The sequence below is a fragment of the Moraxella oblonga NBRC 102422 genome, assembly GCF_001598275.1.
In the GTDB taxonomy this organism is placed as follows: Bacteria; Pseudomonadota; Gammaproteobacteria; order Pseudomonadales; family Moraxellaceae; genus Moraxella; species Moraxella oblonga.
This window is the reverse complement of the sequence record NZ_BCYQ01000009.1, coordinates 1-16,500: the sequence shown is the minus strand read 5'-3', so window position 1 is coordinate 16,500 and position 16,500 is coordinate 1. Positions and strand designations below refer to the sequence as shown.

The window sequence follows — 16,500 nt, the reverse complement described above, 5'->3', positions numbered from 1 at the left end:
AGTATTTTAAGGAAAAAAGATGATTGACTTTGAAAGTATTCGTGAACTAAGAGAAAAACACGATTTAACCCAAGAACAAATGGCGGAGAAGCTAGACATTACTCGTAATGGCTATGCCAAGATTGAGCAGGGTAAAAGTATGCCAAATCTAAAACGCCTAAATGAAATCGCTAATATTTTGGGCGTAGAATTGTTTGACTTACTAAAAATGGATAATCAAAATATCGTTTACCAAATTGGTGAAAATTATCACGGCAATAATAATTATTATAACGGTAATGAAAAACTAGAAAAAGAAATCATTCAATTAAAATCAGAAATACAAAAACTACACCTTATAATTACTCACAAAGATGAACTCTTGGCACAAAAAGATGATTATATTAAAGTCTTAAAGCAAATTATCAATTCTGCCACACCTATTTTGGAAACTTTATGATGTTATTAAGATAATTTAAAAAATGAGTAATCAAAAATGACCCCAACCCAATTTTTCCTAGACCCGCTTGCCCATACCTTTATGCAACACGCCTTGATTGCCTCCATTGCGGTGTCGTCTGTTTGTGCAGTTTTGTCGTGTTTTGTTGTCTTAAAGGGCTGGTCATTGATGGGTGATGCCATATCGCACGGCGTGTTTTTGGGCGTGGTGGTGGCAAGCATTTTGGGCTTACCCTTAATGCTTGGGGCATTTTTGGCAGGGCTTTTGTGTGCCGTATCGGTGGGGTTTTTAAAAAACCACACTCGTATCAAAGAAGACACCCTAATGGGCATTGTTTTTTCATCAATGTTTGCTTTTGGACTGGTGGCATTTACCAAATTAAATACAGGCGAGCATTTAAAGCACATTTTGTTTGGCAATCTTTTGGGCATTTCAAATACCCTGCTTTGGCAAGTGGTGGCGGTATCGGTGGCGGTGCTACTTTTGATTTTGATTAAATACCGTGATTTTTTGTTATATGCCTTTGATACCGCCCAAGCCAAAATCGCAGGACTGTCCGTAAACGCCTTGCATTATGGACTGCTTGTGCTGTTGTGTGCAACCATTGTGGTAGCGATGAATGCAGTGGGGGTGATTTTGGTGGTGGCAATGCTCATCTCCCCTGGGATTACCGCCTTTTTATTAACCAAACGCTTTTTGCCAATGCTTGCCATTGCTATTATTAGTAGCATTATTAGTAGTACGGTGGGAGTGTTGGCAAGTTTTCATTTGGATTCGGCAACAGGGGCAACGATTGTGCTGTGTCAGGCGGTGTTGTTTATGGGGGCGATGATGGTGCATAAGTTTAAAAGACATATTCATGTCAATGGGGTTGACAACAACCCCCTTTCTTCTTAATATGTCAAATCTTAAAGTCATGTACCGCATCAACAAATACTTTGGCGTGTTCTGGCTTGACCCATTGAGTAATCCCGTGTCCAAAATTTGCTACATAACCTGTTTTGTCTGCACGATAAGCATCCGAAAGCATATCATGAACCGCCTGTTTGATAGTAGCTGGTGAACCGTACAATGTAGCAGGGTCTAGGTTACCCTGTATGGCTTTGGGTTTTTGAAGTTTTTTGGTGGCGATGGTGAGAGCACGTTGCGCTTCATTGAGTGTCAAACGAGCCTTATCAAGCCGTACCGTCCAATCCAACCCAATAGCATCTGCTTGGCTTTCTGCTTGCACATCCACCCACAACCCACCACCTTTAGTAAACATCACCACAGGCACATCAGGATGTTTAACCTTTAAACGAGCAATGATGTCTTTGTTATAGTTGTGGCTAAACTCAATAAATTGGCGATGCCCCAATGCCCCGCCCCAACTGTCAAAAATTTGCACCAAATTCGCCCCTGCGATGATTTGAGCATCCAAATAATCCACGACCGCATCGCTAATTTTGGTAAGTAAGGCGTGCAAAAACTCAGGGCGTGCGTACATCATCTCTTTGGTATGGCGAAATTCACGACTAGAACCCCCTTCCACCATATAAGTGGCAAGTGTCCAAGGTGAACCACTAAATCCAAACAAGGGTACTTGACCGTTTAGCTCTTTACGAATATTGGTTACCGCTTTCAGTACATAATCAAGCTGGTTGGCAACATCAATCTTCGGCAGGCGTTCAAGGTCAGTTGGTGTACGTACTGTGTATTTAAATTTAGGGCCTTCACCTTCTTCAAAATACAAGCCCAAACCAAAGGCATCTGGAATTGTCAAAATATCACTAAACAAGATTGCTGCATCAAGCTCAAAACGGCGTAGAGGCTGTAAAGTAACCTCGGTTGCCATGTCAGTATCTTTGCACAAACTCAAAAAATCCCCAGCTTTGGCACGTACTTCACGATATTCTGGCAAATATCGCCCCGCCTGCCTCATCATCCACACAGGGGTTGCATCCACAGGTTCAAAGCGTAACGCACGTAGCAGACGGTCGTTTTTTAGAGGGGCAAATTTTTGATTAGTTATTGACATAAAAAAATTTTCCATATTTTGACATGTGCAAAATCACCACAAATTAAAACCACATAAAACCATACTCAATTTATGGTTATATCATACCCAAATCTTAATTATGTACACCATTATAACAAAGTTTGTGTCATTTTTAAATAATCACACCCACCCAATGTCTTCATTTAATAAATCAACCTCCTGTAAAACCAATTTTCCATCTTCCCAAACCTACCTTGATGATGGAAAAACCGTTATGGAAAAAACCGTTATGGCTTGACACGTTTACCACAAACAGCTTTCTTTGATTCAAGGTTGTGCAGACAATTTAATATCACAACACTGCCATATCATCACGATGTATCATGATGGCTTTGTCATTGTCGGTTAAGTGTAAAATGGCAAGCACTTCATTGGTGTGTTTTTGGGTGATTTGTTTGGCTTGACTGCTGTCAAAACCCACCTGCCCCACCGCGATACGCACTTTTTGGGCATTGACTACCTCCACCACGTCACCCACCTCAAAATCACCCTGCACTTCTACCACACCCACAGGCAGTAGCGATTTTTGGTCGGTTGTGATGGCATTGACCGCCCCATCATCAATGATGAGCGTTCCTGCCATGCGAATGTGGGTGGCAAGCCATTGTTTTTTGGCGATGAGACGGTCAGCATGGTCGGTGGTGAGTCGTGTGCCGATGGACTCGCCCTCTGCCAATCTGACGATGACATTTTCTACCTTACCACTGGCAATGACGGTGGGGCAATTTGCCATCGCCGCCAGTCGTCCTGCTCGGATTTTGGTGAGCATGCCACCAGACCCCCATTTACCGCCATCACCTGCCACATCAAACAGATAATCCGCCATCGCCCGCTCTGTCTGTATGAGGCGAGCGTCAGGATTGGTGCGTGGGTTGTCGGTAAAGACCCCTTCTTGGTCGGTGAGTATGATGTACAAATCCGCCCCCACCAGCGTAGCACTCATCGCCCCGAGCGTGTCATTATCGCCAAATTTAATCTCTCCATAGCTGACCGTGTCGTTTTCATTAATGACAGGAACAACATGCCAGTCAATAAGCTGATTGAGTGTCTGGGCGATATTCAGATAACGAGAACGATGAGCCAAATCGTCATGCGTGAGCAAAATCTGCGAGGACTGCACGCCTTTTTGGATTAAGGCTTGCCACCATGTCTCAATCAGCCCCATCTGACCGATAGAGGCACAGGCTTGCAGGGCAGGCAGTTTTTTGGGGCGTTCGGATAGATTCATACGCACCACCCCCTCTGCTACCGCCCCACTAGACACCAGCACCACCTCGATGCCACGAGCGTGCAAAGTAGCGATTTGTCTTGCCCATTCATAGATGGCGGTGCGGTCAAGCCCTCGTCCGTTGTTGGTCAATAGGGAGGAGCCGATTTTTACAACAATGCGTTTTAACTTACTCATCACAATCCCTTGTCAATACGGTGCATACTCCACCGCCACATCATAATCTTCATCGTCCCAATCCTCATCGTCCTCATCATCAACCACGCCCTCTCTTTGGGCTTTTCTCTTGGCACGATAGGCTTCTTTTTGGATTTCGCTGTTGTGGCGAACTTCTTCTTCAAGGCGAGCAAAACGCTGTTTTTGCATTTTGGCAAATTCTTCATCCTCTTGCTCTTTTTCTTGCTCCAACGCAATTTCGTTCATCAGATGATATTTAATCTCATCAACACCGTGACCGCTAATGGTAGAAGTGTAAAACACCTCGCCAGTCCAGCCCAATTCTTTGACAATCCCTTGACAAACTTCGTCAATCTCATCATCATCTAGCTGGTCAATTTTATTGAGCACCAAAATTTGGGGCAATTCACTTAGAGCCTGTGAAAATTTATGCAGTTCATTTAAAATAGTCCGTGCATTATCCACAGGATGACTGCCATCAATGGGTTTGACATCAACAATATGCAAAAGACGGCGAGTTCTTGCAATATGCTTTAAAAAGCGAATGCCAAGCCCTGCCCCTTCGCTTGCCCCTGCAATAAGACCTGGAATGTCTGCCATCACAAAGGACTGGTGCGTCCCCACATCCACCACACCCAAGTTTGGCACAAGGGTGGTAAAAGGATAATCAGCCACCTTTGGGCGAGCGGACGACACTTGGCGGATAAAAGTGGATTTGCCTGCATTAGGCAGACCAATCAAGCCAACATCGGCAACGACTTTAAGCTCCAATTTTAAATTTTTAAATTCGCCTGCAAACCCAGGGATTGCCTTTCTAGGGGCTTGGTTGGTGGAAGTTTTAAAGCGAGTATTACCAAAACCGCCATCACCGCCTTTGGCAACCAAAATGGTCTGCCCAATCTCCACCAAATCACCAATCACCACATCAAGATCGGTGTCAATGATGGTCGTCCCCACAGGCACTTTTAGATAAATGTCGTCCGCCCCACGCCCAGAGCAGTTTTTGGAGCGACCATTTTCGCCTCGTTTGGCTTCAAATTTACGAGTATAACGAAAATCCACCAAAGTGTTGGTATTGTCGTCTGCCACAACATAAATGCTACCACCACGACCGCCATCACCGCCATCAGGCCCCCCTTTGGGGATAAATTTTTCACGGCGAAAGCTGACAATGCCATTACCGCCATCGCCTGCTTTTACGCTAATTACAGCTTCATCAATAAAACGCATAATTTCTCTAATAATTCTAATAAACTCATTATTATACCATAGATTCATCAAAAATAATGAAAAATTTATCCTTGTCAAACCATCACAACAACCATTATAATACCGTTTTCCCAACAACACTTAACAATGAATGCTAATAATGCAGGACTTGCCTTACTAGGCATATTAAGCCTATCTGCCACGATTGGTACAGGGGTTTATTTTTCACCCATGATAGACAGCCTAAAACCTGCCTACATTGCCGAACTTAAACGCAGTATCGCCAATCACACCCAAACTACCAATATTCCGATTTCTAGCACAAAAACTTCTAACAAAAACACAGAACAAACCACAACACAACCAAACCCCACTCAAAAAACTCAACGCAAAACACCCACACTCGCCACGATTTGTCTGAGTTTGACACACCAAAAGCCACCTTATGAGTTTTGGCTACATGATAAATTTGCAAAGACAACCACAGATTCCAATGGCATTAGCAGAACCAGTTTTAAAACACTCACACAATCACAACTTATTGTGTTTGATGATAATGGCGTAGAGATTAATGAGCAATTTTTTATAAGACTTTTAGAACTCCATAAACAGCATGAGAGCTTAATGCTTGATGGCGATATTTTTGAATATCGTAAGAAATCCTGCATTGAAATTAATTATTTAAAATTTGATGATGACTATTATGTCTATCCCATCAATTAATAGCCATCATGGATTTCATGAATATGAATAATCAATTACCTGATGAATATGATGATGAAACACCCTCTTTATTTTCTTTATTAGAAATATTGGGGTTATTTGCTTTATTACTCATGATAATGACCATCATTGCTTTATTGGGTATGTGGTTTTTGAATTTTTTATTTGATTTTGAAGCTTTTCAAATTTTAAAACAGAATCAAAATAAATTATTCACGCTGTGTTTTTATATGGCATTTTGTCTTGCAACCTTATTCATGGTAATGCTTGTCAAATGGCGAATTGATACCTTGGAATCTTGGGAAAGCGTTTCGTCTTATTTGGGATTTTTAGAACCTAATTGGACAGTTTTATTAAAATGGACAGCAGTCATCATCGGGTTTCGCCTGTTATCTTGGGGTGGGGAATTAAGTGGCGACCAAATAGGGTTAAAAGATGATTTATTTGTCTATGGCATTTGGCTTAGTCTATTAAGCACAGTCATCATTGCACCGATTTTTGAGGAAATATTTTTTCGTGGCATTTTATGGCGAGCCACTTATGATAAAAGTCAAAGTTTTCATGTTGCTTTTTGGGTCAGTGGTGTATTTTTTGCTTTGGCTCATTTAAATTTTAGCCCTTTTGCTTTATTTCATCATTTGTTATTTAGTTATGTCGTAACTCATGCCAGATTGTATGGTGGTACACTTGCTTTTTCTATATTTTTACATTTTTTGCATAATTTTTTATTGTTTTTAGACACCTTATTTATCCTATCAAAAGATTTGACGATTTGGTGATTTTATTTGAAATTTCCAAATTTATAAAACAACGACCCTCTTTTAATAACATATGGTTTTTATTAAAATCATGTATTTAATTTATGATAATTTATCAAGGTCTTGGTTAAGTCATTTTATACTTGCAGCATTACACAATCAAGATGGTTTTAACCATTAAAAATTTGGTTTATAACATATAATTTTTAACACATCATATAGACCCACTCTTATTTAACACATCATATAGCCCCACTCTTAAACAATGCGTTATGTTAGCGTAGCAACAATACCCCCATGCGAAAATTACTATCGCATGGGGGTATTTAATATAACGCTATTTATGCGAATTGAGCCACGAACGGCATGACAACGACTTTTCGGCGTTGGATTGCCGTTCGTGGCGTAGTACACATATTTTAGTAGTGTACTTTAACGAAAAATTTTTCGTTATTTCTTTTAAAATCAAATAGTTAATGTTTTTTATTGTAATTACTTAATAATTTTTATTGACATTTTTATAAATTATCTATAATATAATTGATATATATTTTTACATTCTTTATACTTTATAAGGTGCGATATGTTTGGTCATGAATCTAAAAAAGCGAAAAATTTATCTCATGTTGGCACTGAGCTTGATGCCTCTATAAATTTTAAGATAAATTCCAACTTGAAAGCCATGTTTGATGATTTGTGTAAAAAAAATCATTCAACCATGGCTAGGGAAATTAAGATTTTTATAACAAACTCCGTTGCTAATGGTCGTCTTGGTGGTGGTAGAGATGTAGTTGGCGGTGTTTCGTTTGATTACTCAGATTTTAACGATTAAAAAAGGATAGCATTTGCTATCCTTGAAAAAGCAAGACTTGCAAAAACGGCAATTTTTGCAAGTCTCTAACCATAACTTAATTGGAGTACCATTATGGCTAATCTTGATTATACATCAATCACCCAATATACTCAATACTTGGGCAAATACGTTGTTTTTTTCTACAAACCTATGCCGTTAGAGCCTTTTTATTCTGATTTTTGGATTAAGGTCTCTGGCGAAGTCAAATCTGTTCTACTTGATGAACAATCTTGCGAATTTGTGGTAAATGATGAGTTTTATGCATTTTCGGAAGTGATGTTTGTTTAATTAACCTTGTTTAAACAAATACCCTTAGATATAATCTAGGGGTATTTTTTTGGTGAATTGTCATGCAATTTTCTTTAATTTCTGTTCTTGGTATCGTTGCTGGTGGTCTCGTCTGGCGTATTCTCGCTAGTATCGGCTTTGGCTTGGCAACCGCCAATTACATCAATAAAATCATTGATGGTTATTTAGTACGCTCAATAACCCAAATGAACACCGCACTACACCCCGATGTTTCGGCATACCTAAACATCGCAAGGGTTGATGATTGCATTTCAATCATGCTAGGGTCGCTCGTGTTCGTCTCCACGTATAAGAGTTTAAAACTCATATTCGTGCGTAAACTGTAATGAGTTATCCACATCCGATAGGCGACTTAGAAAAACTTGGGGGCGGGGCGGTGCGAACCCCATAACGCTAACCGCCCTCGCCCCCTTAGTTTTTCTTATTTGTCGCCGTTAAATCGGTTGTGGATAACTCTCATTGTACATTCTTTTGTTAATATTTTATAAATACATTGAACATACAACAATTTACAAAATATTACAAAAAACAATTCGCATAAATTAGGATTATGTTAAATAAATTTTAATCACCCAAACAAAAATCCCACCAGTTTGCACTTGTGGGATTTTGTGTGAGGTTTTTGGCTAATTATTCGCCAACAACAGATACGTAACGGCGACCGAATTCACCTTTCTTTTCAAATTTGACAATACCATCAGTCAGGGCAAATAGGGTGTGATCACGACCCATACCTACGCCTTCACCTGCGTGAAACTCTGTGCCACGCTGACGAACGATGATGTTACCTGCGATAACGCCTTGACCGCCAAATACTTTTACACCAAGCATTTTTGGGTTAGAGTCGCGACCGTTTTTGGTGGAACCACCAGCTTTTTTAGTTGCCATGAGAATATCTCCTGTGAATACTTTTAGCTAAAAGTATGTAAATTAACCATTGATTGCGTTGATTTTAAGCTCGGTATACCATTGACGATGACCTTGCTCTTTGTGGTAGTGCTTACGGCGACGGTGTTTCACAATGCGAACCTTCTTGCCACGACCGTGAGAAACCACTTCTGCAACCACGCTAGCACCAACAACCACAGGCTGACCGATTTTCACATCAGCACCATTAACAATCATAAGCACTTCTTCGATGTTCAAAGAAGCACCAACTTCTGCTTTAAGAAGTTCAACTTTTAGAGTTTCACCAACTTGTACACGGTGTTGTTTACCGCCACTTTTGATTACTGCGTACATCGCATTCTCCGATAAACCTGTGTGTCGTGGCTACCCCTTGATAGCACTTACTAACGAACACGACTAGGACAAAATAAATGACTATTTTATCCATTTTTATCATAAAAAGCAAGAAATTTTAAGATAATTTTTAAACAGCCTTGCAAATCTCAAAAAATACCCCATAAATTTTCCAATTTTTTAACCAAGTAAAAAACATGAATCCCTACCGCCTATCTGATGTTGCCCAATTTCACAACAAAAACCCCAACCAAATCAAAGTCATCGTCGGCATGTCTGGCGGTGTGGACAGCTCGGTATCAGCCGTTTTGTTGAAGGAAGCCGGCTTTATTGTTGAAGGTCTATTCATGAAAAACTGGGAAGAAGATGACGGCACCGAATACTGCACCGCCATGACTGACCTTGCGGACGCACAGGCGGTAGCAGACAGAATTGGCATACCATTACACACCGCCAACTTTTCGGCGGAGTACTGGGATAATGTTTTTGAGCATTTTTTACAAGAATATCAAGCAGGTCGTACCCCCAATCCTGATATTTTGTGTAACAAAGAAGTCAAGTTCAAAGCCTTTTTGGATTATGCCTTAACACTTGGAGCGGATTATATCGCCACAGGACATTATACTCGCCGAAGTTTTGAGACGGACGGACAGGCTCACCTGCTTCGTGGACTAGACACCAATAAAGACCAAAGTTATTTTTTGCATGCGGTTGGGGGCGACAAAATCGCCAAAACGTTGTTTCCTGTTGGCGAACTTGAAAAAAGCCAAGTACGTGCGATAGCGGAAAAATATGAACTTGCCACCGCCAAGAAAAAAGACAGTACAGGCATTTGCTTTATCGGTGAGCGTAAATTTAAAGATTTCTTGCAAACCTACCTGCCTGCCAAACAAGGCGACATTTACACCGATGATGGTATGAGGCTTGGTACACACGATGGTTTGATGTATTATACACTAGGACAACGAGGCGGTATTGGCATTGGAGGCGTGGCAAATCGCCCAGAAGAACCATGGTTTGTATTGCACAAAGATTTAGAAAATAACCGCCTAATCGTTGGACAAGGGCACGAACACCCCTATCTGATGAGCAAGGAATTAACGGCTTATAAACTTGACTGGGTGGTTGCCCCTCCTACCCATGGAGCAAAACTTGTCGCAAAAACCCGCTATCGCCAGCCCGACCAAGACTGCACCGTCTATCTTGAAAATGATAAAGTGCGTGTGGTCTTTGATACCCCCCAACGAGCAGTAACGGCAGGACAATCGGTGGTATTTTATGATGGTGATGTGTGTTTGGGTGGGGGCGTGATTGATTGGTGTGATGCGAAGGTGGGGTAACAAACAATGACGCACGAAACAATGCAAAGGGTTTTTCATGCGGTTGGACACAACAGCACAACACAAATTGCTAAAAAATTGGTAAACCACCCCAAACTATCAATAATTGGGTTCATCGTGGTTTATCAAAAAGTGGTGCATTGTTAATATCTAATGCTTATGGATTGGACATAAATTGGATTTTAACAGGTAAAGGTGAAATGACCAAAATACAATTTGATAATACACAATTTAACAATGCCAATATTGACAACATTTTGCTTAACCAAGCCATTGCCATTACCAATTTAGATAAAGACAAAACCATAGAAACTGCCTTGCAATTTTTTATCACCATGCACGCCCAAGAAAATATCCGTGCTTTGCGTGGTAAGCTAGATTGGGAAAATGATTTGGCATAAATACGATAAGGCGTTGAGCATGAATATGATAATTGTAGATACAAGCGTTTGGATTGATTATTTTAACGGTAAAGATACCACTCATTGTGAATTTTTGGACAATGTCTTAAAATTTAATCAAATTGGTATTTGTGATTTGATTTTAATGGAAGTTTTACAAGGTTTTAAAAACGATAAAGATTACCTATCTGCAAAATCCGCCTTATCAAATTTACCCATTTTTAACATCATCAATAAAGACAACGCTATCATTTATGCCGATTATCATCGCACATTAAGAAAGCAAGGTATTAACACAATAAAAAGCAATCATGTGATGATAGCGGGATTTTGTATTCAGCAGGATTTACCGTTGTTATTTTCAGATAGCGATTTTTTACCATTTTGCAAGCATTTGGGATTAAAGTTAGCATTATGATTTTACCCATTTTGCACCACCGCCAACACCGCCGTCAATACAAATACATACCGCCCCACCCACGCATTATGCAAAAAGGCTTGAAAACAGCTTAAACGTTCACGATTTTTGATAAGCCCATATTGATACACCACCATCAGTATCACAGGAGTTAACCCCGCAACTGCCCACACACCCACCACATCAGCAAAATAATGCCACAGCACTACTGTCATCAACCCCACAAAACACGCCTGCAACGCCATAATTATCGCCACATCATACCGCCCAAACAAAATGGCAGTGGATTTGACCCCAATTTTTACATCATCATCACGGTCGCACATCGCATAAGCCGTATCATATGCCACCGTCCAACACATATAAGCAACAAATACAAGCCAGCCCCATCTATCCACCACACCTATGCTTGCCACATATACCATCGGAACAGCCCACCCAAATGCCATAGCCAATACCACTTGTGGCAGATGTGTGTAACGTTTCATAAATGGATAAACAAACGCCAACACAACCGCCCCAAACGACCAATAAAACACTTGTATCGGCAAAAAAAAGAGCAAACACGCTGACAATAGTGACAATCCCACAAAAGTCGCCACCGCTATGCGTGCGGACAATCGCCCATCAGCTAGGGGGCGATTTTTGGTGCGTTTGACCTTGCCATCAACCTTGCGGTCAGCAAAATCATTAATCGCACAGCCAGACGCTCTCATAAGTATCGCCCCCAACGTAAAAATCACGATGAGTTTGACACTTGGTAACCTCCCCACGCCTGCATTTGCCAAAAACAATGCCCATAAAGTTGGGTACAGCAAAAGCTCCGTTCCAATCGGACGGTCAAAGCGGGTTAGTTGTAACCATGCGATGAATTTATCTTTAAAAGTATAAGTATAATTAGTCATAACAATGTGGGCAAAGAAATTTTGAGCTATTTTATCATAAAAAATTCACCCAATCTCAACTCAAAAATATAACCTATTGATTAAACAATAGTTATGTTTAGAATTATGGGAAAGGGTTGTATTCACCCTTTGCAAATCAATCGGTTATACAAGATTCAAATGGGACAAAACCATTTTAAAAAAATGAAAATGGCAAATTTTCCATTTTTTTGTTAAAATAAGCCCAATCATCAATTTATTTTTGGACAAACACACATGGCAAATGACATTGAATACCCAATTTTAACCTTAGAACCCACTGCTTGTGTGGCAGATTTACCATTCATTGATTACCAAAATAACACACTTTTTATAGATAATGTAAGCACAAAAACTCTCACCCAAACCTATGGCACACCGCTTTATGTATATAGCAAAAACGCCCTACTCGCCAATTATCAAGCCTATGTAGAAAGTTTTAACGCCTTAAATGACGTACATATTTGCTATGCAGTCAAATCCAACTCCAACCTAGCCATACTAGCCACGCTTGCCAATGCAGGGGCAGGTTTTGACATTGTCTCCATCGGTGAGCTGGCTCGGGTGTTAAAAGCAGGCGGTCAAGCCCAAAAAGTCGTCTATTCAGGCGTAGGCAAGACAGCAGACGACATCGCCACCGCTCTCAATGCAGGGATTGGGTGCTTTAATGTAGAAGCCATCAGTGAAATTAAACTCATCAGCGAAGTTGCCACAAAGTTGGGTAAAGTCGCCCCCATTGCCCTACGCATCAACCCAGATGTAGATGCCAAAACCCACCCTTACATTTCCACAGGGCTAAAAGACAACAAATTTGGCATCAGCCACGACAACGCCATAGAAGCCTACCGTTTTGCCAAAAACTTGCCCAGCATTGAGATTGTCGGTATTGATTGCCACATTGGCTCACAACTCACCCAAATTCAGCCATTTGTGGACACTTTGGATAAATTTGCCAAATTAATTGATGAGCTTTTTGCCATTGGCATTTCCTTGCGTCATGTGGATTTGGGTGGCGGTTTGGGCGTACGTTATACAAACGAAAACCCTGCAAGTGTGAGTGAATACGCCAACGCCTTATTGCCCAAACTGCTTGATTTACAAGAAAGATATGGGTTGGGATTACATTTAGAACCTGGTCGCAATATCAGTGCCAATGCAGGTGTTTTATTAACCAATGTAGATGTATTAAAACCTACAGAACACAAGAACTTTGCCATCGTAGATGCCTCCATGTCCGAACTCATCAGACCTGCCCTATATGGCTCGGTCATGGCGGTCATACCTACCGATTTGGCAAATGATACCACCCCTCAAGTGTGGGATATTGTTGGCTCTGTGTGTGAATCATCAGACTTTTTGGCAAAAAATCGCACCTTATCCTTACAAGTTGGCGATACACTTGCCATAACAGGGGCTGGCGCTTATGGTTTTGTCATGGCAAGCAACTACAATACTCGCCCTAGACCTGCTGAAATCCTATGCGACAACGGCACACACCGTATCGTACGTGAGCGTGAAACTTTAGAATGTCTGTGGCAAGGCGAGCATATCTAAATGAATACCCAATCTACACCAATCAATGACCACGCTTTTGCCAATTTGTTAAATAGTTGGCAAAATAACTTAAATACACTCAAACATAATTATGCAACTGCCACAAATAATCTGACTGATGAATTTCTTATCACCGTCAGCGAGCAACAGATTAATGACGCATTGGCACAATTTGTAGTAAAAAATGTGGGATTGTTGTTAGATTTGAAATTGCAATTATCTGATAACTCAATGCGACTTTATTGCACTGCCAATTTTTTGGGATTGTATTTGTCTGTTTATGCTGATTTTCGTCTTGTTCAAATTAGAGCCGACAAATACATTCAGCAGGTTGTTTTTGAGCAAATATCCGATACGCAGATTGTTGATTTATATGCAAAAAAATGGTACAAATCATTTGCCATAAAACACGCCATTAAACTATATCGCACCCTACTTAAAAAAGACCCTTTGCCTTTTTTATTGAGCCTATCACCCAAATTAAAAGGCAAGCCCTTTATTGAATATAAAGGCAATTTTATTTATTTAGAAATTGGTCGTTGGTTTCCTGAAAGTATCAAAAATAAAATCAAAAAAATCCAAATTACCCATGCCCAAACCCTACCTGAACAATTACTCATCAAAGCACAGCCTAATTTTGGAGAGATATTAAGTTTTGGCGACCCCAATGCCAACATCATTACCGAAAAAGACAACCCTAACAAAACATAGATAAGTAGACCACTATTCAAACGCCTTTAAAAAATCATCAACTGCCCGATACTGTTCACTACTGCTTTGGCAAGCATACATCGCCTCACGAAAGGCATTGGAGCTTGGCAGACCGCCTGTGTACCAAGCAATATGCTTGCGAGCGATACGCACGCCTGAATATTCGCCATAAAAGCGATACAATTCATCAAGATGGCTAAGCACAACCAAGCGAAGCTCATCAAGGCTTGGGGCAGGCAGGGGTTGACCTGTTTGTAAATAATGGCGAATTTCCCTAAAAATCCAAGGCTTGCCCTGTGCCGACCGCCCTATCATCACCGCATCGGCATTTGTATATTCTTGCACCCATTTGGCTTTTTGGGGGCTGTCAATGTCGCCATTGACGATGATGGGAATTTTGGCATTGGCTTTAACTTCTTTAATCAGCTCATAGCGAGCAGTACCTGTGTACATTTGTTCTTTTGTGCGACCGTGAATGGTTAAGGCAGCAATGCCAGCATTTTGGGCAAGATTTGCCACAGTCAAAATATTTTCTTGTCCATCATACACACCAAGCCGTGTTTTTAGGGTAACTGGCACATCAACAGCTGCCACCACCGCATTTAAAATTTTCTCAACCAAATCCAAATCCAGTAGCAGTGCCGACCCTGCCAGCTTGCGATAGACCTTTTTGGCAGGGCAACCCATATTGATGTCCACGATTTTTGCCCCATTATCCACTTGAAAGCGGGCAGCCTCGCACAATTTTTTGACATCACCGCCAGCGATTTGTGCACAAATGGGGTCAATTTCGCCTGTAAAATCAGCACGAAATAGCGATTTTTTGTGGGCATAAAGTGCCTTATCTGCCGTCATCATCTCGGAGATGGCATAGCCTGCCCCAAAGGATTTGCACAAACGGCGAAAGGGGTTATCGGTAACACCTGCCATCGGTGCTACAATAAGACGGTTGGCGATGGTTTGATTGCCAACATTTAGAGGAGTGAGTAATAGGTGTGTCATAATCACGTATAAAAAAATGGTTTATTTTAAAGGATTTTGAATAACTGTCAAATATTTGCAAAATAAATAAGATTGCACTTGCTTTTTACTGCCAAATCCAGTAGAATTGAAAAGTTTTTTGAGAGCCCTTCGTTTCCCAACTCTCGCAACCATCAAAGTTCACGTTTTGATGATTGCTTCACTCTCAAACTCAATTATATAGGTTTTATCAAATGACTACTACTATCAGTGCCAAACCCGCTGAAGTCGTACATGACTGGTATGTTGTGGACGCCGAAGGCAAAACGCTAGGTCGTCTAGCAAGCGAAATCGCTTCTCGTCTTCGTGGCAAACACAAGCCATCATATACGCCCCACGTTGATACAGGTGATTATATCATTGTCATCAATGCGGACAAAATTACCGTAACTGGTAAAAAAGCCCAAGACAAAAAATACTACCGCCATACTGGTTATCCTGGTGGCATCAAAGAAACTAACTTCACCAAACTTTTGGCTCACAAACCAGAAGACGTGCTACACAAAGCCGTTAAAGGTATGCTACCAAAAGGTCCACTTGGTTATGCCATGATTAAGAAGTTGAAGTTGTATGCTGGTACCGAACACCCACATACCGCCCAACAACCAAAAGTGCTAGACATCTAAGGAGATACACATGGAAAAGAATTACGGAACAGGTCGTCGTAAGACTTCTACCGCTCGTGTCTTCCTATCAAAAGGCACTGGCAACATCGTCATCAACGGCAAAAGCCTAGATGAATACTTTGGTCGTGAGACTTCTCGCATGGTGGTGCGTCAGCCCCTAGAGCTTTTGGAAGTAACGGATAAATATGACCTATACATCACTGTATCAGGTGGTGGTGCAAGCGGTCAAGCAGGTGCTATCCGTCATGGCATTACTCGTGCCTTGATTGACTCTGACGAAACCCTAAAACCTGCCCTAAAAGCAGCTGGTTTTGTTACTCGTGATGCTCGTGAAGTTGAACGTAAAAAGTTGGGTCTGCACAAAGCTCGCAAACGCCCACAATACTCAAAGCGTTAATTTTTATGCTTTACAAAAACCCTGCTCCATGCGGGGTTTTTGCATATACTATAAAATATTATTTTTAAAACACAATCGTAGCATTGACAATGTTTTTGGCAACCTTACTATTTTGTTTGCCTCCTTGCTTATTT

The 16,500-nt window shown here is 41.0% G+C and carries 21 protein-coding genes; 14 read left to right on the top strand and 7 right to left on the bottom strand.

Annotated elements, in window-relative coordinates:
• Positions 1 to 19: 19 nt before the first annotated feature.
• Both MOB01S_RS03060 and MOB01S_RS03055 read left to right on the top strand, forming a co-directional pair.
• A complete protein-coding gene (locus MOB01S_RS03060) occupies positions 20 to 439 on the top strand; it encodes a helix-turn-helix domain-containing protein (RefSeq protein ID WP_066801481.1) in 420 nt (139 codons plus the stop codon).
• A gap of 36 nt (positions 440 to 475) precedes the next feature.
• The gene (locus tag MOB01S_RS03055) at positions 476 to 1,336 is read left to right on the top strand and encodes a metal ABC transporter permease (protein WP_245639986.1); all 861 of its coding nucleotides are present in this window, start codon (positions 476 to 478) and stop codon (positions 1,334 to 1,336) included.
• A gap of 4 nt (positions 1,337 to 1,340) precedes the next feature.
• Here MOB01S_RS03055 and hemE read toward each other — a convergent pair whose 3' ends face one another.
• The 3 genes from hemE to cgtA all read right to left on the bottom strand — a co-directional run bounded on the left by hemE (position 1,341) and on the right by cgtA (position 5,112).
• The gene (gene hemE, locus MOB01S_RS03050; protein WP_066801687.1) at positions 1,341 to 2,456 is read right to left on the bottom strand and encodes a uroporphyrinogen decarboxylase; all 1,116 of its coding nucleotides are present in this window, start codon (positions 2,454 to 2,456) and stop codon (positions 1,341 to 1,343) included.
• 313 nt (positions 2,457 to 2,769) lie between these two features.
• Entirely contained in the window at positions 2,770 to 3,882 is a 1,113-nt protein-coding gene (proB, locus tag MOB01S_RS03045; RefSeq protein WP_066801478.1) for a glutamate 5-kinase, read from the bottom strand.
• A gap of 12 nt (positions 3,883 to 3,894) precedes the next feature.
• A complete protein-coding gene (gene cgtA / locus MOB01S_RS03040) occupies positions 3,895 to 5,112 on the bottom strand; it encodes an Obg family GTPase CgtA (RefSeq protein WP_066801474.1) in 1,218 nt (405 codons plus the stop codon).
• Between the two features lie 126 nt (positions 5,113 to 5,238).
• Here cgtA and MOB01S_RS03035 point away from each other — a divergent pair, with 126 nt between their 5' ends.
• From MOB01S_RS03035 to MOB01S_RS03015, 5 genes are all read left to right on the top strand, one after another.
• Positions 5,239 to 5,814 carry a hypothetical protein gene (locus tag MOB01S_RS03035; protein ID WP_066801471.1) on the top strand — a complete coding sequence of 192 codons (576 nt, stop codon included), beginning with the start codon at positions 5,239 to 5,241 and terminating at the stop codon, positions 5,812 to 5,814.
• A 23-nt stretch (positions 5,815 to 5,837) separates the two neighbouring features.
• The gene (locus MOB01S_RS03030; RefSeq protein ID WP_066801462.1) at positions 5,838 to 6,593 is read left to right on the top strand and encodes a CPBP family intramembrane glutamic endopeptidase; all 756 of its coding nucleotides are present in this window, start codon (positions 5,838 to 5,840) and stop codon (positions 6,591 to 6,593) included.
• Positions 6,594 to 7,155: 562 nt separating this feature from the next.
• On the top strand, positions 7,156 to 7,404 hold the full coding sequence (locus tag MOB01S_RS03025) for a hypothetical protein (protein WP_066801460.1): 249 nt from the start codon (positions 7,156 to 7,158) through the stop codon (positions 7,402 to 7,404).
• Between the two features lie 93 nt (positions 7,405 to 7,497).
• The gene (locus MOB01S_RS03020; RefSeq protein ID WP_066801457.1) at positions 7,498 to 7,713 is read left to right on the top strand and encodes a hypothetical protein; all 216 of its coding nucleotides are present in this window, start codon (positions 7,498 to 7,500) and stop codon (positions 7,711 to 7,713) included.
• Between the two features lie 62 nt (positions 7,714 to 7,775).
• Positions 7,776 to 8,060: a DUF2523 family protein gene (locus tag MOB01S_RS03015; protein WP_066801455.1), complete on the top strand. Its 285-nt coding sequence runs from the start codon at positions 7,776 to 7,778 to the stop codon at positions 8,058 to 8,060.
• A 304-nt stretch (positions 8,061 to 8,364) separates the two neighbouring features.
• Here the strand turns inward: MOB01S_RS03015 and rpmA are convergent, their stop codons facing one another.
• Both rpmA and rplU read right to left on the bottom strand, forming a co-directional pair.
• Positions 8,365 to 8,622, bottom strand: coding sequence for a 50S ribosomal protein L27 (gene rpmA, locus MOB01S_RS03010; RefSeq protein ID WP_066801453.1), 258 nt, complete (start codon positions 8,620 to 8,622; stop codon positions 8,365 to 8,367).
• Positions 8,623 to 8,664: 42 nt separating this feature from the next.
• Complete coding sequence (gene rplU / locus MOB01S_RS03005; protein WP_066801451.1) at positions 8,665 to 8,976, bottom strand: 50S ribosomal protein L21; 312 nt, start codon at positions 8,974 to 8,976, stop codon at positions 8,665 to 8,667.
• A 197-nt stretch (positions 8,977 to 9,173) separates the two neighbouring features.
• Between rplU and mnmA the strand changes: the two genes are divergently transcribed.
• The 3 genes from mnmA to vapC all read left to right on the top strand — a co-directional run bounded on the left by mnmA (position 9,174) and on the right by vapC (position 11,135).
• Positions 9,174 to 10,316, top strand: coding sequence for a tRNA 2-thiouridine(34) synthase MnmA (gene mnmA, locus MOB01S_RS03000; protein ID WP_066801449.1), 1,143 nt, complete (start codon positions 9,174 to 9,176; stop codon positions 10,314 to 10,316).
• 200 nt (positions 10,317 to 10,516) lie between these two features.
• Positions 10,517 to 10,717, top strand: coding sequence for a hypothetical protein (locus MOB01S_RS02995; RefSeq protein ID WP_066801446.1), 201 nt, complete (start codon positions 10,517 to 10,519; stop codon positions 10,715 to 10,717).
• A gap of 19 nt (positions 10,718 to 10,736) precedes the next feature.
• Positions 10,737 to 11,135, top strand: coding sequence for a type II toxin-antitoxin system VapC family toxin (gene vapC, locus MOB01S_RS02990; RefSeq protein ID WP_218016065.1), 399 nt, complete (start codon positions 10,737 to 10,739; stop codon positions 11,133 to 11,135).
• A 2-nt stretch (positions 11,136 to 11,137) separates the two neighbouring features.
• Here the strand turns inward: vapC and ubiA are convergent, their stop codons facing one another.
• Positions 11,138 to 12,040 (bottom strand): 4-hydroxybenzoate octaprenyltransferase, encoded by a 903-nt coding sequence (ubiA, locus tag MOB01S_RS02985; protein ID WP_066801443.1) that lies wholly within the window; start codon positions 12,038 to 12,040, stop codon positions 11,138 to 11,140.
• Between the two features lie 255 nt (positions 12,041 to 12,295).
• Between ubiA and lysA the strand changes: the two genes are divergently transcribed.
• Both lysA and MOB01S_RS02975 read left to right on the top strand, forming a co-directional pair.
• A complete protein-coding gene (gene lysA, locus MOB01S_RS02980; RefSeq protein ID WP_066801440.1) occupies positions 12,296 to 13,612 on the top strand; it encodes a diaminopimelate decarboxylase in 1,317 nt (438 codons plus the stop codon).
• Entirely contained in the window at positions 13,613 to 14,323 is a 711-nt protein-coding gene (locus MOB01S_RS02975; protein ID WP_066801436.1) for a hypothetical protein, read from the top strand. It begins immediately after the preceding gene.
• 12 nt (positions 14,324 to 14,335) lie between these two features.
• Here MOB01S_RS02975 and dusB read toward each other — a convergent pair whose 3' ends face one another.
• The gene (gene dusB / locus MOB01S_RS02970; protein ID WP_066801433.1) at positions 14,336 to 15,325 is read right to left on the bottom strand and encodes a tRNA dihydrouridine synthase DusB; all 990 of its coding nucleotides are present in this window, start codon (positions 15,323 to 15,325) and stop codon (positions 14,336 to 14,338) included.
• Between the two features lie 212 nt (positions 15,326 to 15,537).
• Between dusB and rplM the strand changes: the two genes are divergently transcribed.
• Positions 15,538 to 15,969 carry a 50S ribosomal protein L13 gene (gene rplM / locus MOB01S_RS02965; RefSeq protein ID WP_066801429.1) on the top strand — a complete coding sequence of 144 codons (432 nt, stop codon included), beginning with the start codon at positions 15,538 to 15,540 and terminating at the stop codon, positions 15,967 to 15,969.
• Positions 15,970 to 15,979: 10 nt separating this feature from the next.
• Positions 15,980 to 16,366 (top strand): 30S ribosomal protein S9, encoded by a 387-nt coding sequence (rpsI, locus tag MOB01S_RS02960; protein ID WP_066801427.1) that lies wholly within the window; start codon positions 15,980 to 15,982, stop codon positions 16,364 to 16,366.
• Positions 16,367 to 16,500: the final 134 nt, after the last annotated feature.